Origin of the sequence: Sulfuricurvum sp. RIFCSPLOWO2_12_FULL_43_24, from assembly GCF_001829605.1 — a bacterium.
In the GTDB taxonomy this organism is placed as follows: Bacteria; Campylobacterota; Campylobacteria; order Campylobacterales; family Sulfurimonadaceae; genus Sulfuricurvum.
In genome coordinates this window covers 1-25,009 of sequence record NZ_MIBT01000055.1, presented here as the reverse complement: position 1 = coordinate 25,009, position 25,009 = coordinate 1, and the positions used below count along the sequence as shown (strand labels likewise).

Genomic DNA, 25,009 nt, shown 5'->3' with positions numbered 1-25,009 from the left:
TGCCATTTATCTCTCCTAATCGTATTCCATGCCGATTATTATCGACGAAATTAACGAATTAAAAAGTGTCTAGTTTTTGGGGGTCATTCCACCTATAAAATTTTTGTCAAGTATTTCTTCTAAATGATTCTTTATTTTAAAAGTAAATCCCGAATCAAGAAGATGAAATTTTTTGTTTATGAATCTAACACAAGTTTCTGAAATGGCAAATCTTCCTATTACATATTCATTTTCTCTATTGTAAGTATCTGTTTTAAAACTAACATCCCCTCCACCATAAACAGGATATATTGTTCCCGAGTTATTTTTTTTTGTAATTCTGTCTCCACCAATTAAATCAATAATATTTCCTAGAGTACTATTTTCAAATTTAATTTCATCTAGTTTAAGATTGAATCCTTTGTTACTCGCAAACTCATTAAAACTATGTACCATTGTTTTGTCATATCTTAAAGTTGCAGAGATTAATGCTTTTTTGATTTTTTCAATAATCGGTTTTTGATGGCTAACAGTGTGCCTAAAAATATCAGTATAGTTAATTTTCCAAAACTCTAAAAACTCAACTATAGCTTTTTGAATATCTATTGATTTATATTGTTCATTATAATCTTGAGGAATTGGAATTTCAATTTCTTTTACTTTGTTTTTTCCTGCTTTATTACCCCAATCAAAACTTTTAGACTTCATTATTTGCATTGTTGCATATCGAACATATTTAACTATAAATTTATTTTGAATAACATCCATAATAAATGAATCATCATTAGTACATACTGGTCTTGCTTGTATAAAAAAGCACTGCCCATTAATCCTTGTCCAACTAATAACATTAGGGCTAGATAATGAAGTTGGAGACAATCTATCTTTATGTATATAACCTGAAACTTGATTATTTTCAACTGTACCACTAACTAGAGCAAAATAATTATTTTGCTCTTCCTCTGGTAAGCTATTAAAATCATTGATAGAAATATCAACTCCACCAGTAATACGAGTCATTGCTGGGAAGTTTGCTACTTGATATAAAGGCAATAACTCTAACTCAATATTTTCAATATCCAAATCAGAATATTTTCCAGTTTTTTCCTGAAACTCTTTAAACTTTTCGATAACTTGAAAATCTAAAGTACCCACCATCTACTTTATCCCAAACAGTGGATTATCTTGAAGTTCTTCACACATCTGTTTCATAAGCATATTTAACTCATTTGTAAGTTCATCAAAACTTACATCTTCTGCATCATCTTTGAAGCCTATCTCGTTTGATATATTTATCTCATATCTATCTTTTGAGTCTATAAATTTTGATTTATATTTATATTCTTTTTTACTATTGATAAGAGTAGCAAGTCTGCGGATATTTTTATCACTATACGCATTTTTCATTTTGTCTTTTGCTTGTGGATGCGGAGAAAAAAGTTCTTCCTCTTTTGTATCTGCTTTTACTATAGTAATTTTTTCGCTTGGGTCACTATCCAAAAACCATATATGAGAGCTTATATCTGTATTGGTAAACATTGCATTTGGCTGTTCGAGTACTGCACTTACAAAACCAGTACCAAATATAGCTTTTCGTATCATCGCTTCACTGCTAGTCGCATTTCCAGTGCTTATAAGCGTGGAAGAGCTTATTATCGCTGCATGAGCATGTTTATTTCTTCTTTTTTCTGATTTCATCAGATTTATTATATGTTGCATAAACAAAAACTGCCCATCAGATTTTTTAGGTGTTACGATCTTCCCTTTTTCATCTTTAACAACAAAAAAATCACTTTTTTTACTACTCATATTTTGTATTATTTCATCATAGTTATGTTTCCAGTCCACACCAAATGGTGGGTTTGCTATGATAAAGTCAAAGCTTGTGCCTCCATTGATTCCATTGGCAAAAGCTGGATTGGTTAAAGTATTGCCGTAAGCTATTGTATTTTTTATACCTTGCTCTTTACCATCTAACGAGCTAACTTCAAGAAATATTTTTGCTAATAGCCAAGCTTGCCCATGTAGCTCTTGCCCATAAACTTCAATATTTTCAATTTTATTTTTATTGTAAAAATAGTATGCAGATTCCATAAGCATACTAGCCGTTCCACATGTAGGATCATAAATAGCAAGTTTATCATATCCTTCAGCCTCAAATTTGGAAACTTCACACATCAGATGTACAATAGATTTTTGAGTGAAATGTTGCCCTGTTAAATCACCACTAAGCTTTTTCATTCTTGAAATAGTGGCTTCATACAAGTCTTTGTATTGTTCTTTTGGATAGTCTTTAAAGTTTGCTTTGTAGGTGTAAATATCAAGTACCTTTTCAAGATAATTATTAGGTAATTCTTGAATATATCTTTCAAGTTCAAATGTTTTGTAATGATTTAAATAGGTTAAAATATTTGTCGAACTATCTGGATTATATTTTCTGTCTTGTTCAAAATAGTTTAGATTCTGTCCAAATTTTTCTATATTTTTAATGATATTTAAAAATGTTGATTTTGTATCTTCTTTTTTGTACTCTTTATAAATTTCTGGATCTAAACCAAAATTATTTTCATATTCAAAATTAAATGCTAATTTATCATTATCTATCAAAAGTTTTAGAGCCATAAACGCCATAATGCGTTGATCGTATGTCGATTCGTTAATGCCTATATCTCTAAGTATATCAGCATAAGCCCAGAAGTAATCTCCAAGCCGATTTTCATGAATTTTTGTTCTATCTAGTATTGCAGTCATATTAACTCCTACTGTATTTTATCTAAAAACTTTTCATTTGTTAAAAGAATAAGCAAACTATTTTTTGATACTTAAAAATATGACATTTTGCAATACTTATTAATTTTATCCTCAATAATATTGCAAAAGGCATACTATCTTGATTAATATTTACCCTACTATCTCAAAGTTTAACTTCAATACCCCTACATCAGAACACTCCCAAATTTTAGAACAACTCTATTTTCGCCCTAATTAGAAGTATGATAGAATACCCTTATGAACACACAAGATGAGATCGTCAATTTTTTGCACAACAATCGTAAACTTCTCTTAGAAAAATATCATGTCACAAAAATCGGTTTGTTCGGCTCATTCGCCCGTAATGAACAACGAGAAAACAGTGATGTTGATCTATTGGTAGAGCTTGAAGAAGGGACGCAAAATATACACGATTTAAAAGATTCTTTGAAACAATTTCTCTCTCTATCATTTGATCGCAGTGTCGATATAGCTCGCGAAAAATATCTAAAACCGTATGCGAGAGAGCAAATTTTAAAAGATACCCTGTATGTCTAACAATATCACTTTTAATCTGAATGCACTTATCGAATCTATCGAAAAGATCAAGTTGTACTCACAAGATTTTGACAATGCAGATACATTCTATCATGATCAAAAAAGTTTTGATGCTTCAATGATGCAATTCGTCGTAATAGGCGAAATCATTTCTCGTTTGGATGAAAATTTCAAAACCTCTCATTCAGAAATACCTTGGCAAAAAATAAAAGATTTTAGAAATATTATCGCCCATGATTATTTCGGTATTGACGCGGATGAGATTTGGGATATTATCAATAACAAGCTTCTGCCTTTAAAAAATGATATAAAAACACTCCTCTCTAACGGCTCGGATATTTAAACTCCTCGATAATCTCGATTAAACTCTTCATCGTCTCTTTAGGTGTCGCATCGATACTAATAGTTTTTAGATAGTTAATAACTGTATTTATATATGCATCAAATCGATCTTTCAACGCAGTACTCAAACCCATCTCAAACGTGATGCTTTTGGGGATAATCCCGATGACGTTCGATTCCGGTAACGGGTGTCCCATCAGCTCGATCATATCCAAACACTGCATCACCCCTACTTCATGCGCTCCGCCGCTGTTCAAGCCGTAGCCGCTGAGTTCGTAAGAGGGGATATTATAGATACTCCCCGCCTCATCATCGAGGTTGATCGTATCGAGGATAATAATACGGTCGTTCTCCAAAAAGAGATTGAGCAGGTTGATCCCCTCAACCCCCCCGTTGATGATCTCTATTTCAGGGGTGAATGTATAATTGGCATTCAGATAGGCGCACGCGTAAATACCGACACCATCATCCTCTTCGAGTACATTTCCGACACCCAATACGACAATCGACATAGCCTCAGAAACCTTTACCATGTTCGATACTCGGGTTGGCAAACTGCTCGATGATCTCATCCAAACTCATCACATCGCTTTTTAGGGTCGCAGTGATACCACATTTGGCGAGTTCCGATACAATCATCTCGATATAGTTCTCCCAATGTGCACGCAAAGCGGGGGTCACATCGACACTGACGCTGATAATATCTTCGGGAACAATACTGATCATCGTGGTTTGTGCACAGTGATGTGCCATCGAACAGATTTGGAGCATCTCGGTAATCTCTACTTCGTTCGCCGTTTTTTTAATCCCCTGATTGGCGATCAGCTCATCGCCGCTCATCACCTCAATCGTCCCAATCGCCTTAGAGTCATCGGAACTGGTATTTGCGATTATGACGTACTCATACTCCTGAAGCAGCGGCATGAGTAAAAATCCAAGTGTTCCGCCATCAACAATATCCAATGCAGGCTCATACGTAAAATTCTCTTTGAGATATTTTCCCGCGTAAAGCCCGATCCCTTCATCCATAAAAAATGCGTTTCCCGAACCGATTAGTGCAATCTTAGCGTTCATGTATTACCTTTTGTATCAAGTTTTTTTCGTTCGTGGTGAGCTCAAGGAAACATCGCTTCGCGAGCGGTACCCTTGTTTTGTCGAACCATGAACATACCCTTCGCCAGGCTCAGGGCGAACGGGAATTATGCAAAGCATAGTATAACTGTCCCAGTGCAATCGATCCGTCATTGATCGGCGTTTGCTGTTGAGCGTAAAATCGTCCTCTTCCGAAACGTCGGTACAATCGGCTCATCAACACTCGGTTTTGAAACACACCGCCACCGACAACCATCGGTAATTCAGGATAGTGATCAGCATAATAACCCATTATCGCCTCTACCGTAGCGATAAAACGGCTGGCAACGACCGTTTGATTCTCCGCACCGAGTGTTATGATCTCCTTAACCATGGGAGAAAGATCGATCACTCTGTTTTGAACCTCAAATGCGAATGGTTCCATAATGGAATCATCCACAAACGACTCCATCATCATCCCCCCCTGCCCCTCGTAATCAAGATTCTGGATAAATCCCCCCAACGAGGCTACCGCATCAAAAAGCCGCCCCATCGATGAACTGCGGGGAGCATTGATATTTTTGACCCACATATGGTGAAGGGTTCGGATTTCATGCGGTAAGAATGCTTCAACGGTCGGTGATTTGAGAGTCAGTACCTCATCGAGAGTGAAACTCTCAAACAACAGAGACAACGCAATCCGTCGCGGCTCTTTGATCGCCTTATCCCCGCCCAGCAGAGCAAACGGTTTTAAATGTCCGATCCGCTCATAAGCGTAAGCATCTGCAACAATCACCTCACCTCCCCAAAGACTTCCGTCCTCTCCGTATCCCGTACCGTCATACGCGAAACCGAGCACTTTTTCCTCTAAAGCATATTCCGCCATACACGCTAAAATATGAGCGTAATGGTGCCCAATTCCGTAGTGCTCTGTTTTCTGTTCCTGTACGTACACGCTCGAGGCGTACTGCGGATGCAGATCGTGGACCAAAAGCTGTGGCTCACTTTCATAAAACCGTTTAAATGTTTGTACCGTCCGCTCAAAATAGCCATCGGCTTCAACACTTCCCAAATCGCCGATATGTCCGCTGAGTACCATATTCTCTTTTACCCCCAGAGCAATAGCACTTTTTTGATGAGCACCAAGGGCTAAAATCCCTTTCTCTATTGGGTGGGTACAAGGGAACGTATGGGGAGCAAATCCCCGCCCCATCCGTAACATTACGACATGACCCTCGGCAAATTGAATCACCGCATCATCGAGAGCATTGATTATGGTACGGTCATGATCGAGAATACCGTCCACCACATGACTCATCCGGTTAATAATTTCAGAGCTTCGGATCATAATCGGTTCATCGCTGATGTTGGCACTCGTCGCAACAAGAGGGCAATCGATTTGCTCAAATATAAGACGATGCAGTGGCGTATACGGGAGAAAAACCCCCAATCGGTCAATCAAAGGGGCAATCTGTTTTGAGAGATTTGTCCCTTGCACCGCACCCGCGATCACAATCGGCTTGATTGCTCCCGTGATATAGCTTTTTTCTGTTTCATTGATCTGAGCGTATGTTTCAAGCTGTTCAATTGAGCCGAACATTACCGCGAGGGGTTTAGCTTTACGGTGTTTGCGCAGTCGCAGTTCGCTGACGGCACTCTCCGAGGTGGCATCGCACATCAGATGAAATCCCCCCAACCCTTTCAGGGCGATGATTTTTCCCGCTTTGAGCATTTGTACGGCCAGATCGATTGGGTCTCCCGCCATCTCATTTCCTTTATTATCAAGGAATTTCAATTCCGGGCCGCACTGTGGACATGAAATGGGTTCGGCATGGTAGCGGCGGGAAGCGGGATCGGTGTATTCGGCCTCACAGTCAGGACACATCGTAAAATGTTTCATCGAGGTACGGACACGGTCATAAGGGGGAGTTTGGATAATGGTATACCGAGGACCGCAATCGGTGCAATTGATAAACGGGTATCGGTAACGGCGATCACTTGGGTTATCCATTTCTGCTTGACACGCAGGACAAAGCGCCGTATCCAGAGGGATAGCAATAGAGCCAAATCCCAGAGTACTCTCTCGAATCTCAAAATCGCTATACTCCAAAAAGTCGCACGGCTCAATCACCATAGAATCGATACGAGCACGCTCCGGAAGATTTTCTCGCAATGCGTTGATAAAGGGCTCACACAGCTCGCCATGTGCCTCGATCACCACCCCCTCAGGGGTATTGCAGACAAATCCTCTAATCCCGTAACGGCACGCTTCACGGTAGACAAAGGGGCGAAATCCAACCCCCTGAACTATCCCTTTGATCGTAATTTTACAACTGATCATACACAGTTCTTCTCCCGTATCGTGAGCGATACGGGTGCTTTAGGGGGTTGTAGGGACATTTGTCCCTGCCACTTTGCGGGCTTTGCTCGGAAAGTGTGTACCATTAGTTTATAAAAAGACTCCACCGACAACGCAATTTTCCTTCCCGATCGGATAACTCATATTCATTAGCACCGCAGACGATTTCAGATTTCTCTGTAATCGGCTAAAAAGGGATTGTCCGGCGAAATACGATCCGCACAATACGATATCGTTTGCTTTCGTTTTACCCTTGATTTCATTCAACAGTTCACTGAAATAATCTCCGAAAGATTCGAAGATAGAATAGCTCAGATAAACTGAATCGACACCCGCAAGGCGGTAACTGATGATACTTGCTAAAAAGGCGACATGGTTAAAACGGTTATCTTCGACTTTGGTATCGATCTGCAAACCGCCCTTACCGATAAACTTCAGTGCCTCTTTCATCACACCTGCATAACTGTGTTCTTGCAGTCCCAAGATCATCGCTGTCGCTTCAAACAACGAACCATCCTTCTCCTCGATCTCACGCAAAACACTGAACAACTCAGGATGATTGTTCTCGACATTAGCGATGAGTCGATCGGAACCTTCTCGCAACCCGCGCATCGCTTCGATAATTCCGATTCCGCTGAAATGTTTCGGAGGTACGACCCGAATCACTTTTTTACCGTCGTAATACAAAAAAGAGGGTTCCCCTTCGAAATAGGCCCCCACCACTTTGGTTCCGAATTTATTGTGTTCCGCTATTACCGACATAAAAGAGGCTTCATCTGCAGAAATCGAGTGAAAGTTATTCGATTCAACTTCACGGGGTTCCGTTTCAAGCTGATTAACCTTGAACGTTGAAGCAGATGTAAACCGTCCCATTTGATCGAACAATACCCCTTTATCATCCTTGATACCGACCAGACCGTGGGCGATGCTAAGGGTATCCGTTCCATAAGGGAGCCTTGAGGGAAACGAAACCCGTTCACCGGAGGCGATGAATTTGACATCTTTATTGATAAACAACCGCATATCGCTCTGATGATGGAGTTCCAGATCAAAATCCATCACAAAATCGGCTTCACAAGGAGTTTCCAAGGCTTCATAAGCAATAAAATTGAGTCCTAAAAGGCTCAACTCTTTCGCAAGAAGAATGGAAAATCCCTCATCGGGGTATTTGACATCGATTGAGGCTCCGAATGTACTGCGCAGGGTTTCATCTTTAAGCGCCACATGTAAAATAGGACGTTCGATGCTGAGCAATGCGTTAAATTCATCGTTAATGAGGGAGCAATACTCCGTAATCTTCACCGCATTGACAAGCATCAATACTGAGCCTTGCGGAAGCATATCTGCTCGCTGAAACAACCGATATCCCATCGTTGTTTTCATCAGGAGAGTTTTGCCGTCACGCAGTGCTTTGGCGGAAACTTCAAACATTGTTCGAAAGCTCCCTGCATCGTTTGCATAACGCTCTTTCTCTTTGTGAATCAATTTTACGGGGATACCGCATTCATGACAAGAGCCCAGTACCTGTTTTTCCCGTCGTCCTAAATTTTTTGCCTCATTTTCACACGTGGGACACGGTTTTATATACGACAGTGACGTATTTTCACGTGCGTACGGATAGTGTTCAAAAAACGCGTATTGCCCGCCGCAATGGGTGCACTGCGTAAAAGGGTAGTAATACCGTTTCGAGGATGGATCAAACATCTCTTTTTGACAGCTTGGGCATAATCCCAGTGCAACCGGATATTCCATCTCAAAATCGGGAATCGATTCCGGCTCTCCCTCCATTTCGTAATGCTGCGAATTGCTCATAAAACACGATGCCGGCAGATTAGACGCGATCGATTCCAAACATTCCTGAAGCCTTTCATCGGTACTGTCAAAAGCACAGATGATTTTCGTTTTCTGCTGGTGGACAACGGCTTTGATACCAAAAGAGCGGATAAGTGAAATAAGATAATTTTTAATCGTGGGTTGAGAAAAAGAGGTCATCACCTCTAATGCGAATGCCATAACGAACCTTCAATAACAAAATGGTAGAGCTTGTATCTCTCTCCCGCCGGAGAATTATAAAAGACCTACGCTCTTCATTCACCCTGAACCTTGTTCAGGGTGAATGAGTAAAAAAATCGCCTTTACAGACGGGACTGTTACGCTTTTGGAGAGTTGTCTTTAACAAACTTCGATCCGCCGATAACGATAGCGATATCCGCCTCTTTCCAGAAAATCGTTCTCCAAACTTGATAGTAGATATGAAACACTACCCAGCAAAGGATCAACCACATGGTCAAATGATGTGACATACGAACATCCATTTTGCTTCCGCCAGTTACGTACAATGTCCAATCCGTTGATGCATGCAATATCCACGGCCACCATGCACCGATTGAACTTGTCCCTGATCCTAATCCATGCACATAGAGTTGAAGCCCCGTGAGAAGCATCCAAATCAACAGCAAATGGAAAACCGTAAAATAGACCGTATTGAAACTGTCCGCATGAGCTGAATTGAACTCATTTTTACGGTTTAAGGTTATTAAATTAATTAAAACATTTTTGAATTCCAAAATATTTTTCGCATTTGGAATCACCTTCTTATACGCTTTTTCAAAACGACTGAAAAAGTAAAGATAGGCGATAGCGACCGATGTCACATCAAAAATGATCGCAATGATAAAATGGCCATAGCGATTCCACGCCATGACGTATTTATCAACGGCACCATCAGCAATTAATGTCTGATAATACGGGTGTCCGATATAAAGTCCTGTAGCAATCGATCCAACCAAACAAATCACATTTACCCAATGCATGATCCGCATGATCGGAGTCATACGTTTGACTTGTGTATACCCCTGTTGTTTCATGATTCTCTCCTTAGATACTGCAAGAAGTATCTACTTTGTAAACAGCAAGCTCTTTACCTTTGGTATCGACGACGTGAACCGCACATGCGATACAAGGGTCAAAACTGTGAATAGTACGGATAATTTCCAACGGTTGCTCAGGATTGGCTACTTTCGTTCCGATCAAACTCGCTTCATAGGCCCCCATACGATTTTTATAATCACGCGGAGCCGCATTCCATGTTGAAGGGACAATCGCTTGATAATTAATAACTTTTCCATCCTCGACGCTTACCCAGTGTCCGAGGGCTCCACGCGGAGCTTCCGCCATACCGCGTCCTTTTGCACTCACACTCACTTCATCAAAATCAAAATCAGTCCATGTTTTGAGTTCGCCTGAAGCTGCATTTTTTGCAAGTTCGTCAACCCACTCAACCATTACATCTGCCATCAACTCGGTTTCGATAGCACGTGCCGCCGTACGTCCGACGGTACTAAAGAGTACTGAAACCGGTAGATTTCCACGTGTTAGGAAATTGGTGACGTATTGGGTAATACGCTTATCTTTTGCCGCAACCCCGATCACCATACGTGCCAACGGCCCTACTTCGACACGAGCATCATTGTAAATCGGTGATTTAATCCAGCTGTATTTCTCTTTGGTTTTCAAATACGCGATACCGTCTGCACGTTTGTCCAAACCGGTGTATTCAGGGATTGTTTGCCCTTCATACGGATGAAGAGGTTTGTCCCCTTTGTACCATGCGTGGGTCACGTCTTCCATGATTTTTGCTTCATCCAAAGGAAGGACTTTAGAGATATCGCCACCCATGACAACCCCTTTAGGGAAAAGGAGCGCAGAGTTGTAAAAACCGGTATCATCGAGACGGAAGTCACCGTAACTCATATAGTTAAGCAATCCACCGCCGGTTCCACCGACCCCTTTGCCCCCGACTAGTTCGCTAAAGGTCGCTTTTGAATCGGTTGCTTCACCCGCATACATGGTTCCCGCCATGTAAACATCCGGCAAATACGCTTGTTTAACAAATCTGCGCCCTTCGAGCAGCAATGATTTGAACAATGCAATACGCGCAGGATTTTGAATATCTTGAACACACGTTACCCCACCGACAACAATCGATTGCGGATGCGGATTCTTACCGCCGAAAATCGCCTGCATTTTTGCCAAATCACGTTGTACATCCAACGCTTGAAGGTAGTGGGCAACACCGATAAGATTTTGTTCAGGAGTCAATTTATAGTGCGGATTGCCCCAGTAACCGTTTCCGAAAATTCCGAGACGCCCTTGTTTGACAAATTTTGCCACACGATCTTGAATCGCTTTAAATTCGCTCTCACCGTCAATAAACGGGGACTCACCCGCAACACTTGCCCATTTGCGTGCTTCTGCCGCTGTTTTAACCGGATCGGCTGACAATGCGGAAACAACGTCAACGAAATCAAGTGCATGCAAATGATAGAAATGAACCACATGGTCATGCACATAGAGCGCACCTTGAATCAAGTTACGAACCAGACGAGCATTTTTAGGGATAGTGATGTTAAACGCATCTTCTACCGCTTCAATAGAGCGTTGATAGTGAGTTCCGGTACAAACACCGCAAATACGCATTGCTAAAAGTCCGCAGTCACGAGGATCGCGTCCTTGTAAAATCGTCTCAATACCACGGAACATCGTCGAAGCGCTGTACGCATCTACAATCGTGTTATTATCATCAATGACCGCTTCAATACGCAAATGTCCTTCAATACGGGTAATAGGGTCAACTACAATATGCTTACTCATGGCTCTCTCCTGAATTTTCTCGTTTACCGGCTACTGCGCTGGCTGCTGCATGGATCGCGATACCGATACCGACTGCGGTCAACATGCCCAAACCAAATTCGTCAACGGTTTTTTCAACTCCACCCGTAGGTGCTTTAATTTTTGCATCCGACATCGGACGCTCATACGCGTATTTATCCCAGAAATCGGGTTCCGAACATCCGATACAACCGCGTCCGACTCCGATAGGCCAGTTTACCCCATCATTGTAACGGACAATCGAACAGTTGTTAAACGTCATCGGTCCTTTACAACCCATTTTGTAGAGACAGAAATTGTTTTTGGCACCAATATCGCCCCACTCTTCAACATACTCACCGGCATCGAAGTGTGCGCGGCGTTCACAGTTATCGTGGATACGATAGCCGAATGCAAATTTAGGACGGAGAAGTGAATCAAGTTCCGGTACTTGACCCGTCAAGACGTAATGCAAAATCACCCCGACCATATTGGCAGGATTTGCCGGACAAGCAGGGATATTGATAATAGGTTTGCTTTTGACAACATCCATAACCCCAACCGCACCCGTAGGATTCGGAGACGCTGCAGGGATACCGCCATACGTAGCACAACTTCCTACCGCAACAACTGCAGCAGCATTTTCAGCACAGCGCAATAAATGGTCATGGAATGTTTCACCTTTTGCACCGATTGTTCCGTACTGTCCCTCCATCCCCATCGGAATAGCACCTTCAACGAATAGGAGATATTTTCCTTTGAAATGTTCCATCGCTTCATCGAGCTGTTTCTCAGCCTGATGGCCTGATGCAGCTTGAAGCGTTTCATGAAATTCAAGGGAAATTATGTCCAAAACGATCTCATCGATTTTTGGCCCATCGGCACGTAAAAGCGCTTCAGAGTTTCCGGCACAGTCTTGAAGTTCAAGCCAAATAACCGGCGCACGATTCATCATCACTGCCGCATCGGCAACCAGTGGTGTAAACATAGGAGGTAACATCAACATTGCTGTTGTAGCACTAGCCCATTTCATAAACTCACGTCGATCGATACCATTCTCTTCTAAAAGATCGGTAAAATCTAGTTTGTTTGCCGGTGTCTGTGCACGCATTTCATTCAAACGCGCCTCACATTTATCGAACAAGTCTTGATAATACGTATCACCCTTGTTCGTTTCGACACGCGAACTTTTCGAAGTAAACAGTTTTTTAACCGCTTCTACTCTATCGGACATAATCCCCTCCTCAATTTTTTATGAACAATCATTCAGTATTCTACGACTGGATAACTTAAACGAATATTTAAAAGATAAAAATTATTTAAAAAAGGTGAATACTTATTCATTTTTAGAACAAAAATACTCAATTCGTAAACAATCAAGCAATAAAAAAATATTATTTTACTCTCATGAAGAGAAAAAAGGTAAGTTTTAAAAAAGTTATTTTAGTGCGGTCATAATATATTCAATCTACTAATACGATCCCCATCGTCTCAAGTAAAAACAGCGCCTCATAGCGGCTGAAGAGCGCTCCCTTGAGATGGTTCGAGCGGATATCGATCATCGTGTTACTCGTGTCGGTAAAGTTGGCGCCTTCGAGGTGGGTATTGCCAAACAGTGCCCCCTTGAAATCCGTTCCGCTAAAATTGGCTTTTTGGAGGGTCGCATTGCGAAAATCGACCTCTTTGGCTCGACATTCCCGCATAAGCATACCTTCTAACGTCAATCCGAAGAAATTACTATCATTCAGGATACATTCCCGAAAATGGAGCGGATCGGCATTCAGCAAACTCTTCCAATCCGCCATCGTCCAATCGATCCCGATCATCTTGCACGAGACAAACTCGACATCGCTCATTTTCGTATTGGTGAGTTTCATCAGGCTCAGATTGCAGTTTTCAAAACGGCATTCGGTAAATTTGCAAGAGGAAAAAAAGGTCTCGCTGAAATCGCACGAGACGAAGGTGCAGTCATCGAACTCGGCTTTGGTGATCTTTTTGCCGTGCAGATCAATGTTCTCGAACTTCTCGGCGAATACGTCCATGTTGTTGGTGATGGGGGTCATTATCAAGGCTTTAGAGCTTTTTTTCAATATATTCAATTGTTAAATTCAATTCTTCAATTAAACGAGGATATTGATTTGGAACTGCCGCCCATTTATCTCGTAGTCCTTTAAGCATCCTCGATGAATGAGAATAATAACGCTTGTAAAATCGCAACTCATAAATTGCTGCTGTTTGACGATCAATAAACATTGCCCCATTTTCAGAAGGAGGTTCTACAAGCTCTTTCACCAACTTATGATATGCCTCAAATTCTTTCCAAAAATGGCTTGCAGCCCGCTCAACTTGAAATTTATAGATAGCAAAAATAAATGCAACAGCGGCACCAATAGCAGAAAGCTGAGAGCCATAATTTTTTATTAAATCAAATATTTGTTCCATAATTTTCCTTTTTTAATCCCTTACCCTCATCTATCTCCCTCTTCAACGCCTCATTTTCCACCCGATCATAAAGCACAACATCAAAAAAATAGGGAAAATTGGTCTCCTCTTCGAGGACATAGCGGAGTTTCGCAAGGGTATCGATACTGAGATTTTGCCCTTTGAGAGCGAGATCAACATCAGAGGAAGGTCGATGCGTACCGCGTGCGCGGGAGCCGAATAGGATCACTTCAGAAATGTCGGGGAAACGCTCAAATACATCGCGGAGAGTTTGAAGTTCCGAATCCGAAAGTCCAATCATAGCCGCTCTTCGAGAGAGATTCTGAGCGCTTCCATCATCGGATAGTAGGTGTGAGTGATCAGCTCTTCGAGTTCATCGAGGATCGATTCATCATAGGTGTGGGCGGCGAGGTTTCGTTTTTCGAGTGCTTCGAGCCATTTCGCACCATCCGAAATCAGCCCATAATCAAAAGCAGTTTTGATCGCTTCGCGGGGGCTTTTGACATCATACCCCTCAGTGATGAGATAATCTTTCATCACTTTCCACGCCAACTCAAATGCCACTTCAAAAAACTGGATCAACCCCGCTTTTTCAATCTCGTTAAGGCTCTCTTTTTCGACTGTGGCACGCAGATGAGCAAGCGATTTGGTGTAATTGAGCATCCGTTGTCGGCATCGAACCAATCCCTCACCCATGTGTACCCCTTTGGTGTTTTTTATCGTCTTATCATACTCTTTTCACTCTGAAACATCTGTTATCTGTCATTTTGCAAATTAATCTCCCGTTCGTGGTGAGCTTGTCGAACCATGGACTCACCCTTCGACAGGCTCAGGGCGAACGGGAAAGACGGGAATGACGGATTACGCCGCTTAAAGCTTCGTAATATGAAAGTGCAATCCCAAAGATTTTACCACTTTGGCGATGGTATCAAAACGGGGTTTAGAACCGGGGGCGAATGTTTTATAGAGGCTCTCGCGTCCCAATCCGCTCTTTTGTGCGATTTGGCTCATACCGCGAGCTTTCGCGATATGTCCGATGGCACGGATTAGCTCATCGGTATCACCCTCTTCGAGGACTTGCGTGAGGTACTCAGCAATCGCTTCTTCGCTGTCTAAATACTGCGTCATATCAAATGGAGTCAATTGTGTTTCCATCGTTATATCTCCTTTGCCATTTCTATGGCTTTTTCTATATCGCGTTGTTGCGTCGATTTATCACCGCCAACGAGCAAAATAATAAGTTCATTCCCACGCATCGTATAATAGAGCCGATAACCCGCCCCCATATCGACACGCATCTCAAATACACGCTCACCCACGCTCTTCACATCCCCAAAATTACCGCTTTGAGCACGCTCCAAACGTCGAGCGATTGCGATACGGGCACGCATATCTTTGAGTTTTATGAGCCATTGCGAAAATTTATGGGTTTGCTGAATGGTATACATGGACAAATTGTATCCATTAAGATACAAGGTGTCAATAGATCAAATAAAAGTCTAATGCGTCGTACAGACCGAGCAGACATCAAAGGTGCGAAATAAGAGCGAGGCTTTCGCCGTGGATGCGGCTCCGATCATAGCCTTTTGTGCTATTCCCGGAATCATCGATGTTCCATTTCCCAGATTCCATTGGGTCGGAGTGATAATCGTATACGACACGATTTTCCCTTTTTCAATGGTTGCACGATGGATCAGTGACCCGCGCGGGGCTTCGACGATCCCGATCCCTTCACCGCTAATACTCTCGATGGAGGGAGGGGTGATAAACGAAGGCTGGGAGAGATCCAGCGACATTAAAAGCTCACGCACCTCTGCGCATAGTGATACCATTTCATCAACCCGAGCCGTGATCCGCGTCAGCGCACTATCTCCGTATAAACGATGCAGAGCACTGATTCCTGTGCGTTCCTGAACCAAAGCGCGCGCTAACGGTCCCGTCTCGAAAAATTCTCCGTTGTAGAGAGCATTTTTGGCATAGGTGTTTCCCCCTTCCGCAAATGTTTGAGAACTATCTTCGCTCACATTTTCCGCAATCGCACCGCTGCGCTGCGAATGGACGATAATCTCTTGGGTATCCCCCAGAACCAAAAATCGACTGTGACTTTTCCCCTGTTCCAACACTCCAAGCCGCTCAAAATTACGCAATACGGTTCCAAAATCTCCGGTGAGGCTCAGCACTTTATTTTGCTCCATCGCTTGGGCAAACGCATCAACATCACACCCCAGTACCTCATCACGGATAAAACACTCCACGTCGGAGAGGATTTTCAACGCCTGCATCACTTCGATATGGGTCGGATCGCACGTCACACCTCCGGGGAGGGCATACGAACTGTGAGGCCACTGACCGCTGAAAAGGGCGCACAGCTGATTGACCTGTGACGAAACATAGAGTGCTTTAAGGGCAACGCTCGGTTCTTCTCCCAGCATCTTTGCGCTCTCATGAAGCATCACGAGATAGAGCCATTTGATATGGTTTTGGATCAGTTCGCACGAGAGAGTGATCTGGCGGATTGCGTTTGCTTTGTCGCTGATACGGATCGAAACTCCCGCATTGCGGTAGACATTTTCGATCATTTTCACCGTCGCGATCAGATGCGAATGACCGCAGATGCCGCAGACGCGGGGAGTGATCACCAAAGCATCAAGAGCATTGCGTCCTTCCAAAATCGCTTCCATCCCCCGAAAATGGATAAAGCGGATATTAGCATCTTGGACAACTCCGCTTTTATCGGTTTTAAAATCGAGGACCGCTTCCCCTTCGATCCGCTCGATCAGTTCATGCGTTATCATCGATCAACCTCTCTTCGAGCCGTTTAATATGGAACGATTTCGCCGCCCCTGCCAAAGCGAGATAGCTCCGTTTCGGTATCCCCAAGGGCATCTCCGAGGGGATCGACATGTACGTTTTCGTTGAGAAAAGATTGCTTTTGGGAAACGTAGGTTCAGTACACCCGACACACGGTGTACCGGAACGGGTTTTGGAACTCACTTCATTCCAGAGGATTTTATTGCAGCTGCCGTGGGTAAAGGGGCCTTGGCACCCTTGGGCATAATACAAACACCCCTCTTTGGTTCCGAAATGGTGACTGTCCACTTTCCACTCAAAATACTCGTTGCGCAAACAGCCGTTGTGGACGAGATAGCCGTAGAGTTCTTTGGGACGACGATACTCATCCAGCGCTATTTTTTTGCCCGATACGATCATATCGATGACAAAACTGAGCCATTTTGGGTGGGCGGGACACCCGCTGAGGGTAATTACTTTCTCTCGCATAGCACGCAGCGGCCCCTTCTCTTCCTCTTTATCAAACACTATTCCGCTGATTTGGTCTGGATTGCCCTCTTTGAATATTCCCCCAAAACTCGCACAGCTGCCTAAACTAATGATATGGCTGGTTTTGGATGCAAGGGCGGGTAAAAGCGTCTCCATCGCCATACCGGCACGTTCGAACGAGGCGCTATACGCCCCCTCGAAAATCAAAATATCCGATTTAGGAAGTTTTTTGACCAACTCTTTGAGTGTGTTTTTACAAGGGAGAAGCGGATGGTGGATAAACTCCGCCGATTCCAAAAAATTTCCCAGAGCGGGATCGTTTAAAAACGAGTGGGTATTGCCGTTGCAGGTGATCCCCTGCAGCCAAATAATTTTGACTCTAGCGGGATTTGAGAGCATAGTAGATATTCTCGCTGATCGAGTGTTCGTAGCTCTCTAACGGTTTAGGGAGAATCTTTTCACCGTTGATAAACACCATTCCTCCCAGATACCCCATGAAAAGACCGAATGCACTGAAAAAATCCTGATCTCTCAACTCACCACATCGGACACCCTCTTCAAAAAAGATCATCATTTCGGTCACGAAAGCGGAGACGCAGATCATCCCCTCGCAGCAATTTTGAAAGACTTCGCGGTTCGAGAGATAAACCCGCAAGAAATACTCGATGGTTTCAGGACGATCTTGGGCGATACGAAAATACATATGGACAATCGCCTCGATTTTCTCTTGGGTACTCATCGGACTTTCATTGATTTTTCGAATTTCCTCACCCAATATATTGGCAATGTAGAGAATGAGGTCTTTGGCGAGCATCTCTTTGGACGTAAAGTAGTTATACAGATTTCCGACACTCATACCGATTTTTTCGGCGATTGTGGGCATGGTTGTCTGATAAAATCCCTCCTTTGAAAAAAGCTCCAGGGCTTTTGTCATAATCGAGATTTTACGTTCTTCTTTAGTCGGTCGTGCCAAATTCTATTCCTCTTGGTGATTCATTTTCGTAATTATAGCGAACATGCATTCAGAATTTTTGTATTCACATTAATCTGATTTCGACCACACTCTTTTGACCTATATAATGCTTTATCGGCTCGGGAAACAATATGTTCCATCACCGTGTCATTCGTATCAGATTGTGTGATTCCTATACTGATCGTTATCCTGATGTCATCGGATTCAAAGCGTAAATCAGCCACTTTTTGACGGATTCTATCGGCTAATTCAACCGCCGACTCTACTAAAGTATGAGGAAGAATAATCAAAAACTCTTCCCCTCCGAACCGTGCTACGTAATCATTTTTCCGAACCGTTTCTCGCATACATTTACAGACACCGCGTAATACTTCATCGCCTTTCGCATGTCCGTATCGGTCATTGACACTTTTGAAGAAATCGATATCTATCATGAATATTGTAAAAGCGTCCCCATTGCGAGTCGTCTCGCTTAACTCACGACAAAGAGCCTCCTCCGCCGCACGACGGTTCATCACATTTGTCAATACATCCGTTTTTGTCATCTTGTTCAGATCTTGAATAAGCCGTTTTAACAGCATAACCACATAATTGACATGCATTAATCCTGTGAGGGCAAGCAATAATGCAAGATACCATTTACTTTCCAAACGCCCTGTATTAGGATCAAGTATAATCATTTGGTGATCGATGATCGCAAAAGCCTGAACCCCTTTTACCAGCAAAAAGAATATGATCGGCATATTCACCAACAGCGTAATCGTTAAGCCGAATTCATTGGAAATTGAACGATACGATAGAACAACCGTTCGAATCCCCATCCAAAGAACGATAAAAGAGGCTGTCATCACAACAACGGATGTTTGCATCGGAACACTAAACGTCCACAGAACAATCATTAAAAAGAGTACAATCAGACTCGCATCTTCTTTCCAACGATACGGTTCGAAAAAAAGGGCTTCGTTGGCTCGTCGTACCATAACCATAACCAGCAAAATAACAAACTGCGCACTATAAATATGCCAAGAGGTAACTGTCTCCCCATGAGTAGGAGAAATACTGAAATATAAACCGCTCAAAATAGCGAACCCGCTCAGCCAAATTCCTACTCTACGTATTTCAGGAATCAGTCTTATCCCTACAAGCCACCCTATCCCATAAATAAACTGTTGCAAAGCAAGAAAACCAATAATCTTATCCATCATAACTCATTTGCTTGATCTCCAGGAGACCACAAAATACCGATCTTTTTTTACTATGACAGATAGTTCTTTAAAACTGAATTATAATTCAGATTTAGATATATTTGAATCGTTCAGTTTGTACCGAGAGAGTTCTTTTCCTGTTGCATCGATGACATGTACGGCACACGCCAGACACGGATCGAACGAGTGTACCGCACGCAAAACCTCCAACGGTGCGGAGGGATCGGCGAGACGAAGTCCGATTAATGACTCTTCATAGGCTCCGCGCCCCTCTTTGGCCCCCTTAGGAGAGGCATTCCATGTTGTCGGAACGACCGCCTGATAGTTGGCGATTTTAGCCTCTTCGATACGGACAAAATGCCCGAGTACGCCGCGAGGCACTTCGAAAATACCTGAGCCCTTTGCCTCTTTGGGCAATTCTTCAAAGAGATACTTCGTCCACGTCGTTTCATCGTAGTATTTGATATTTTCGATCAAATCGCTCATCGTATCGAAAAGATAGTCGCAGCAAATTTGTGCTTCCACAGCGCGCGCCGCATTGCGTCCCACCGTCGTCGAAAAATCGATCAGACTCATCCCCGATTTTTTCATGAAGCGCTCCATGTACGGGCGGATAACGGGAGAATTTTTAACGTAGCCCATTATCATTCGCGCCAACGGCCCCACTTCCATCACCTCCCCATCATACCTCGGCGCTTTGACCCACGTGTATTTTCCCTCGGTTTTGAGCGAACCGTCCTCATTCAAATCGGTGTAAAACGGGGTTGTCTCCCCCTCATACGGTGAAAGCGGTGCATCGTTTTCATACCATGAGCGTGATGCCTCTTCGGTGATTTTTCCAGCGTCAAACGGCTCAACGGAGTCAAAGTTATGCCCTTTGATCACGCCGCTCTCAAAAAGTTGTTGCTGCTTTCCAAATCGGTATCCGCCGCAGCACATAAAGTTACCGCTGGCACGTCCTTCTCCCGCAGCAATCGAGTCACGATACGCATTGACGAGCATCAGCATATCCGGTATGTAGGCACGTTCGATGAAATCTCGAACCTCTTTGATAATGAACAAAAAGTCATTCAACCGCTGAGGGTTAAGCATATCGGCAACACTCGTAACCCCGCCGACGACAAGATTTTGGGGGTGGGGGGTTTTTCCTGCGAAAATTGCTACCGCTTTGGAGAGATCTCGTTGAATCCGAAGTGCTTCGAGATAGTGGTTCATATGAACCAAATTCTCTTCCGGAGAGAGACGATAGGCGTCATGTCCCCAGTAACCGTTGGCAAACAGCCCAAGCCGCCCCGCTTTAACAAACCCCTCCAGCTTCTCTTTGATCGCTTCGAGATGACCGTCAGAGTTGCGATAAGGGTGTTCACACCAGCTCTCAGCATCCTCGGAAGCTTGCGTACAGTCTGCCCTAAGCGCCGCTGTGATATCGACAAAATCGAGCGAATGGAGATGATAATAATGGACAATATGATCTTGAACAAACAAAGAAAGTGTCACCAGATTACGGATGATCTCGGCATTTTGCGGTATTTCAATGCCGTATGCCGCTTCCACCGCACTGATCGAAGCACGGTAATGGACGTTCGTACATACCCCGCAGATACGCTGAGCGATCAATCCCGCATCGCGCGGATCACGCCCTTTTAAAATCGTCTCGATCCCCCGAAAAAGCTGACCCGAAGCCCACGCTTCCGTAACAACGTTATTCTCATCGATCTCCACCTCGATCCGTAGATGCCCCTCGATACGGGTAATCGGGTCAATAACAATTTTTTTAGTGCTCATGTTCACCCTCCGGTAACTTACGATTATTGGCGTAGCTGTCAAACGCGATTTTACCCTGACCGCACGCGAAACATCCATGTCCCGCCTGTACCGGCCAGCTGGTCCCCTCATTGAACTTCACCAGCGAGCAGTTGAGATCGGCGTAGGGGCCTTTGCATCCCATTTCAAAAAGGCACCACCCCTTCTTCGCCCCCTCATCCCCCCATTCACGGACAAACTCATCGGCATCGTAGTGCCCTCGGCGTTCACAGTTATCATGGACACGGAAACCATACGCCCATTCGGGACGGTTTTTACTATCAAGCTTCGGAAACTCTTCGAACATAATATAATGAAGCAATGTCCCTACGATATTAATGGGATTGACAGGACATCCCGGAAGGTTGATAATATCCTCGCGACCCAGTGCTTCAGAGACACCTACCGCTCCGGTAGGATTGGGAGCAGCCGCAACCACCCCCCCATCAAGAGCGCATGAGCCTACTGCCATCACCGCCACCGCTTTTTGGGCGACACGGCGAAGCAAATCTACCCCTGTCTCCCCCTTAGGGCCGATCCGCAAGAATTTCCCCTCCAGCCCCATCGGCACGGCACCCTCCACGATCAGGAGGTATTTTCCCGCATCCTCCCGAATAATTCGATCCAACACCGCTTCGGATTGATCTCCCGATCCTGCCATCAGCAGTTCATGATAATCGAGCGAGATGTATTTGAGGATCAAATCATCGACACTCGGATGCGCTGATTTGATAAATCCTTCCGAATTTCCCGAACAATCGGCAAGTTCCAGCCAAATAATCGGTATTTTATTCAATTGCATCACCGCCCCTTTAACCCCTTCCTCAAACTTCGGATGCAGATGCATCGAGGCGGTAATCATCGAAACCCAGCGATTGAACTCTTTACCCATCTCAAATGTTTCAAGCGCTTCCTGCAAATTTTCGGCACTTAAATGATTTTTAGGGTGGATACGGTTGTATTTATCGATCCGCGCTTGGACAATCTCGAGTTCATGCGCTGTTTTAAGTGCTTCGCGCTCTTCACGTAACCGACCTGCTTCAGCGGGATCAACCGGAGTTGCATTGATGATCGCACAGACATCCTGTTTGCACCGCCCGCAGGTACGTCCCGCTTTGGTGTGCTCTTTGAGTTCCGCAAACGATGTCACCGCATTCTCTTTGATGATATCGACCAATTCCTGCTCATGCACCCCCTCACAGCTGCATACAAGTCTCCCATATTCGGACATCAGACGATTCGAGTAGAGATACGCCGCATCGATCGGTTCATCCTTCTCCATCAGCCGTTTCAAAGCTAACAGATCGATATTGGTATTGATCCCGATAAACCGTTTTAGCCTGTCATTATTGACGATATACTGATCGATCCGATCTCCGTGTGTGATCAAAATCGTTTCGTTCTCATGATCATTCGGATCAAAATCGGTTGCGGTAACGTCGGCGAACAAGAACGATCCCACTTTGAGCCCATCGATCGAAACCTCTTCTTTAAACGATGTGTTTGCATCCCCAAGCAGATGCTCAATCGCTACATCTGCTTGAAGGGTGCATTCTTTGACCCGTCCGGCGATAAATCCCCCCGCACGGAGCTGCGCCGCTTCTCCCACACAATAGATATCCTCTACCGATGTACGCATCCTCTCATCTACCAAAACTCCCCGATCACACTCAAGCGCCTCACGTGCAAAGGCAATATTGGGATCGATCCCGACACCGAAAATAATAAACGGATTATCAATTTCTCCTTGTGTCGTCAATACTTTGGTAATCGTATTACCTCTCACCTCTTTATCCACGATTTGATCTTTAAATCGGATGCGTACACGCGGATCGGCTTCGAAAATCCCCCGTATCAGTTCTAATCCCTCACGGCTGATCACCTCGGAGTAGAGATAGTTTTTACGCACCAGCAGCGTAATGCTCTTCGGGGTATCGCTGCGCATCAGGGTATCGAGCAGTTCGAGAGCAATCGGTCCCGCTCCGACGATAATCACATTTTTACCGACCATCCCCTGCGCGATCACTTCGCAATCCTTCTGACTTCGGAACGTCGCCGCATTCTCAATACCGGTGATGTTAAAAAGGGTTTTGGGAACCGATCCTGTCGCGATGATCAGCTTGTCGTAATGAAATGCGGCATGCTCACTGAAAACACGCTTATTCTGCGGATCGAGAGATACGATCTTTTGGTTCAGTTCCAACCGTACTTTCGAGTGCAGTTCCAATTCGATGGAATCGTTACAGTTGCAATCATCGACCAGTTTACACAAATGGATACGATCATACGGAGGGTGTTCCTCATCCGAAACAATGACCACCTCCCATTCATTCGATTGTTCCATAAGAGAATTGGCGATATAAACAGCGGCAATCCCGCCTCCGACAATAACGATGCGCATGATCTACTCCTCACTCTTGTTTTGGATTTTATCGGCTTTTTTCGCTTCCACATACCTTTGGCGGCTTTTTTTACACGCATCTTCGTAGACAAACCACCCCTCGTTCGCACCGTCTTCTTTTACGGCGCTGCGCTGTTTCGTCTCACTTTGCCACAACGCTTCCTCAGGTTTCGGGCAGGCACGGACACATTCACCGCAGTAGATACAGAGCCACGGGTTATAGCGGTACTCTTTCTCTCCGCCTTCATGCTGATAAAACAAAATTGCCCCGGGAGGACATACTTTTTCGCATTTATCACAAAAGATGCACTCATCTATCCCATATTCGATCAACCCCCGATAGCCGTTCGGCAAAACGATATCTTCTGCGGGGTACTGAATTGTACGTACCGGTTTGAAAAGGTTTTTAAACGCTTCGAGCATAGAGCGTAACATAATCTCTCCTACTTCGCCGTACAGGACATACACGGATCAAATGAGGCGAGAATCGCCGGTGCATCGGCATACTCTGCGCCCTTAAACACTTCCATCATTGCAGGAATCGCCGAAAAGGTCGGAGTCTTGATCCGAACTCTCTCCAGCATATTCTGTCCGTTCCCTCGAACCAGATAGAAAAGCTCTCCGCGCGGTGCTTCGACACGGACGACCGCTTCGCCGTTCGGTTTCCCTTTTGCCTTCTCCTGTATCTCTCCGAGCGGGAGGTTATCAACAATATTACGGCACATTGCTATAGAGTTTTGAATCTCCCGAAGACGGACGAAGTTACGGGCATGGATGTCCCCCGTAGATTCGAGGATCATCGTATAGCCCAATGCCTCATAAGGAAAATCGCTCGTCTCGGCGCGGACATCGGTTGCCAATCCCGCCGCTCGTGCCAACGGCCCCAATGCATTGTAAGTGTAGGCATCCTCCAAGCTCAGCACTCCTAAGCCTTTGTATTTAAGGGACAATGACCAATTATTATCAAACAACCCGAGTAGAGCATCAATTTTTTCAGAAAGAGTGTTCAAATTTTTATGGATCAATGCACTCAGTTCAGGGGTTAAATCACGGTTCACCCCGCCGATGGAGATATAATCAAACTGGACACGGTTGCCGCTGATTGCTTCTTGAACATCCATAACCAGTTCCCGATCTCCCATGATCTGCATAAAAAGGGCTTCAAATCCCGCATTTTCCGCCGTGTGGGCGAGACA

General features: G+C 44.2%; 25 protein-coding genes. 2 read left to right on the top strand and 23 right to left on the bottom strand.

What is annotated here, in order from left to right; genetic code table 11:
* Nucleotides 1–69: 69 nt before the first annotated feature.
* Complete coding sequence (locus A3G19_RS05640; protein WP_294871109.1) at nt 70–1,134, bottom strand: hypothetical protein; 1,065 nt, start codon at nt 1,132–1,134, stop codon at nt 70–72.
* Between the two features lie 3 nt (nt 1,135–1,137).
* Nucleotides 1,138–2,730 carry an N-6 DNA methylase gene (locus tag A3G19_RS05635; protein WP_294871106.1) on the bottom strand — a complete coding sequence of 531 codons (1,593 nt, stop codon included), beginning with the start codon at nt 2,728–2,730 and terminating at the stop codon, nt 1,138–1,140.
* A 258-nt stretch (nt 2,731–2,988) separates the two neighbouring features.
* On the opposite strand from A3G19_RS05635, the gene A3G19_RS05630 reads away from it, so the two are divergent.
* Entirely contained in the window at nt 2,989–3,288 is a 300-nt protein-coding gene (locus A3G19_RS05630; RefSeq protein ID WP_015654345.1) for a nucleotidyltransferase domain-containing protein, read from the top strand.
* Nucleotides 3,281–3,631 (top strand): HepT-like ribonuclease domain-containing protein, encoded by a 351-nt coding sequence (locus A3G19_RS05625; protein ID WP_294871103.1) that lies wholly within the window; start codon nt 3,281–3,283, stop codon nt 3,629–3,631. The genes A3G19_RS05630 and A3G19_RS05625 overlap by 8 nt, the downstream gene beginning before the upstream one ends.
* On the opposite strand, the gene A3G19_RS05620 is transcribed toward A3G19_RS05625, so the two are convergent.
* The 21 genes from A3G19_RS05620 to A3G19_RS05520 all read right to left on the bottom strand — a co-directional run.
* Nucleotides 3,612–4,163 carry a HyaD/HybD family hydrogenase maturation endopeptidase gene (locus tag A3G19_RS05620; RefSeq protein WP_294871100.1) on the bottom strand — a complete coding sequence of 184 codons (552 nt, stop codon included), beginning with the start codon at nt 4,161–4,163 and terminating at the stop codon, nt 3,612–3,614. The genes A3G19_RS05625 and A3G19_RS05620 overlap by 20 nt on opposite strands.
* On the bottom strand, nt 4,147–4,704 hold the full coding sequence (locus A3G19_RS05615) for a hydrogenase maturation protease (RefSeq protein WP_015654348.1): 558 nt from the start codon (nt 4,702–4,704) through the stop codon (nt 4,147–4,149). The genes A3G19_RS05620 and A3G19_RS05615 overlap by 17 nt, the downstream gene beginning before the upstream one ends.
* A gap of 109 nt (nt 4,705–4,813) precedes the next feature.
* A complete protein-coding gene (gene hypF / locus A3G19_RS05610; RefSeq protein ID WP_015654349.1) occupies nt 4,814–7,042 on the bottom strand; it encodes a carbamoyltransferase HypF in 2,229 nt (742 codons plus the stop codon).
* A 108-nt stretch (nt 7,043–7,150) separates the two neighbouring features.
* The gene (locus A3G19_RS05605) at nt 7,151–9,073 is read right to left on the bottom strand and encodes a hypothetical protein (protein ID WP_015654350.1); all 1,923 of its coding nucleotides are present in this window, start codon (nt 9,071–9,073) and stop codon (nt 7,151–7,153) included.
* Between the two features lie 137 nt (nt 9,074–9,210).
* Nucleotides 9,211–9,927 (bottom strand): cytochrome b/b6 domain-containing protein, encoded by a 717-nt coding sequence (locus A3G19_RS05600; RefSeq protein WP_015654351.1) that lies wholly within the window; start codon nt 9,925–9,927, stop codon nt 9,211–9,213.
* A 10-nt stretch (nt 9,928–9,937) separates the two neighbouring features.
* Entirely contained in the window at nt 9,938–11,713 is a 1,776-nt protein-coding gene (locus A3G19_RS05595; RefSeq protein ID WP_015654352.1) for a nickel-dependent hydrogenase large subunit, read from the bottom strand.
* Nucleotides 11,706–12,944 carry a hydrogenase small subunit gene (locus tag A3G19_RS05590; protein WP_015654353.1) on the bottom strand — a complete coding sequence of 413 codons (1,239 nt, stop codon included), beginning with the start codon at nt 12,942–12,944 and terminating at the stop codon, nt 11,706–11,708. Before A3G19_RS05590 ends, A3G19_RS05595 begins: the two co-directional genes overlap by 8 nt.
* A gap of 229 nt (nt 12,945–13,173) precedes the next feature.
* Entirely contained in the window at nt 13,174–13,773 is a 600-nt protein-coding gene (locus A3G19_RS05585) for a pentapeptide repeat-containing protein (RefSeq protein WP_294871097.1), read from the bottom strand.
* A gap of 10 nt (nt 13,774–13,783) precedes the next feature.
* On the bottom strand, nt 13,784–14,152 hold the full coding sequence (locus A3G19_RS05580) for a hypothetical protein (protein ID WP_294871094.1): 369 nt from the start codon (nt 14,150–14,152) through the stop codon (nt 13,784–13,786).
* The gene (locus A3G19_RS05575) at nt 14,136–14,453 is read right to left on the bottom strand and encodes a nucleotidyltransferase domain-containing protein (RefSeq protein ID WP_294871091.1); all 318 of its coding nucleotides are present in this window, start codon (nt 14,451–14,453) and stop codon (nt 14,136–14,138) included. Before A3G19_RS05575 ends, A3G19_RS05580 begins: the two co-directional genes overlap by 17 nt.
* Nucleotides 14,450–14,848, bottom strand: coding sequence for a nucleotidyltransferase substrate binding protein (locus tag A3G19_RS05570; RefSeq protein ID WP_294871088.1), 399 nt, complete (start codon nt 14,846–14,848; stop codon nt 14,450–14,452). Before A3G19_RS05570 ends, A3G19_RS05575 begins: the two co-directional genes overlap by 4 nt.
* Nucleotides 14,849–15,022: 174 nt before the next feature.
* A complete protein-coding gene (locus A3G19_RS05565; RefSeq protein WP_294871085.1) occupies nt 15,023–15,307 on the bottom strand; it encodes an addiction module antidote protein in 285 nt (94 codons plus the stop codon).
* Between the two features lie 2 nt (nt 15,308–15,309).
* Complete coding sequence (locus tag A3G19_RS05560; RefSeq protein ID WP_294871083.1) at nt 15,310–15,600, bottom strand: type II toxin-antitoxin system RelE/ParE family toxin; 291 nt, start codon at nt 15,598–15,600, stop codon at nt 15,310–15,312.
* A gap of 51 nt (nt 15,601–15,651) precedes the next feature.
* Nucleotides 15,652–16,947 carry a nickel-dependent hydrogenase large subunit gene (locus A3G19_RS05555; protein WP_294871080.1) on the bottom strand — a complete coding sequence of 432 codons (1,296 nt, stop codon included), beginning with the start codon at nt 16,945–16,947 and terminating at the stop codon, nt 15,652–15,654.
* Complete coding sequence (locus A3G19_RS05550) at nt 16,934–17,830, bottom strand: hydrogenase (protein WP_294871078.1); 897 nt, start codon at nt 17,828–17,830, stop codon at nt 16,934–16,936. Before A3G19_RS05550 ends, A3G19_RS05555 begins: the two co-directional genes overlap by 14 nt.
* Nucleotides 17,811–18,404 carry a TetR/AcrR family transcriptional regulator gene (locus tag A3G19_RS05545; protein ID WP_294871076.1) on the bottom strand — a complete coding sequence of 198 codons (594 nt, stop codon included), beginning with the start codon at nt 18,402–18,404 and terminating at the stop codon, nt 17,811–17,813. Before A3G19_RS05545 ends, A3G19_RS05550 begins: the two co-directional genes overlap by 20 nt.
* 32 nt (nt 18,405–18,436) lie before the next feature.
* Nucleotides 18,437–19,606 carry a GGDEF domain-containing protein gene (locus A3G19_RS05540; protein WP_294871074.1) on the bottom strand — a complete coding sequence of 390 codons (1,170 nt, stop codon included), beginning with the start codon at nt 19,604–19,606 and terminating at the stop codon, nt 18,437–18,439.
* A gap of 81 nt (nt 19,607–19,687) precedes the next feature.
* Nucleotides 19,688–21,394 carry a nickel-dependent hydrogenase large subunit gene (locus A3G19_RS05535; RefSeq protein ID WP_015654362.1) on the bottom strand — a complete coding sequence of 569 codons (1,707 nt, stop codon included), beginning with the start codon at nt 21,392–21,394 and terminating at the stop codon, nt 19,688–19,690.
* Nucleotides 21,384–23,813 (bottom strand): hydrogenase small subunit, encoded by a 2,430-nt coding sequence (locus A3G19_RS05530; protein WP_015654363.1) that lies wholly within the window; start codon nt 23,811–23,813, stop codon nt 21,384–21,386. The genes A3G19_RS05535 and A3G19_RS05530 overlap by 11 nt, the downstream gene beginning before the upstream one ends.
* Before the next feature lie 3 nt (nt 23,814–23,816).
* Nucleotides 23,817–24,248, bottom strand: coding sequence for a 4Fe-4S dicluster domain-containing protein (locus A3G19_RS05525; protein WP_294871071.1), 432 nt, complete (start codon nt 24,246–24,248; stop codon nt 23,817–23,819).
* Nucleotides 24,249–24,256: 8 nt separating this feature from the next.
* Nucleotides 24,257–25,009: proton-conducting membrane transporter (locus A3G19_RS05520; protein ID WP_294871068.1), on the bottom strand; the 753-nt coding region annotated here is incomplete at its 5' end.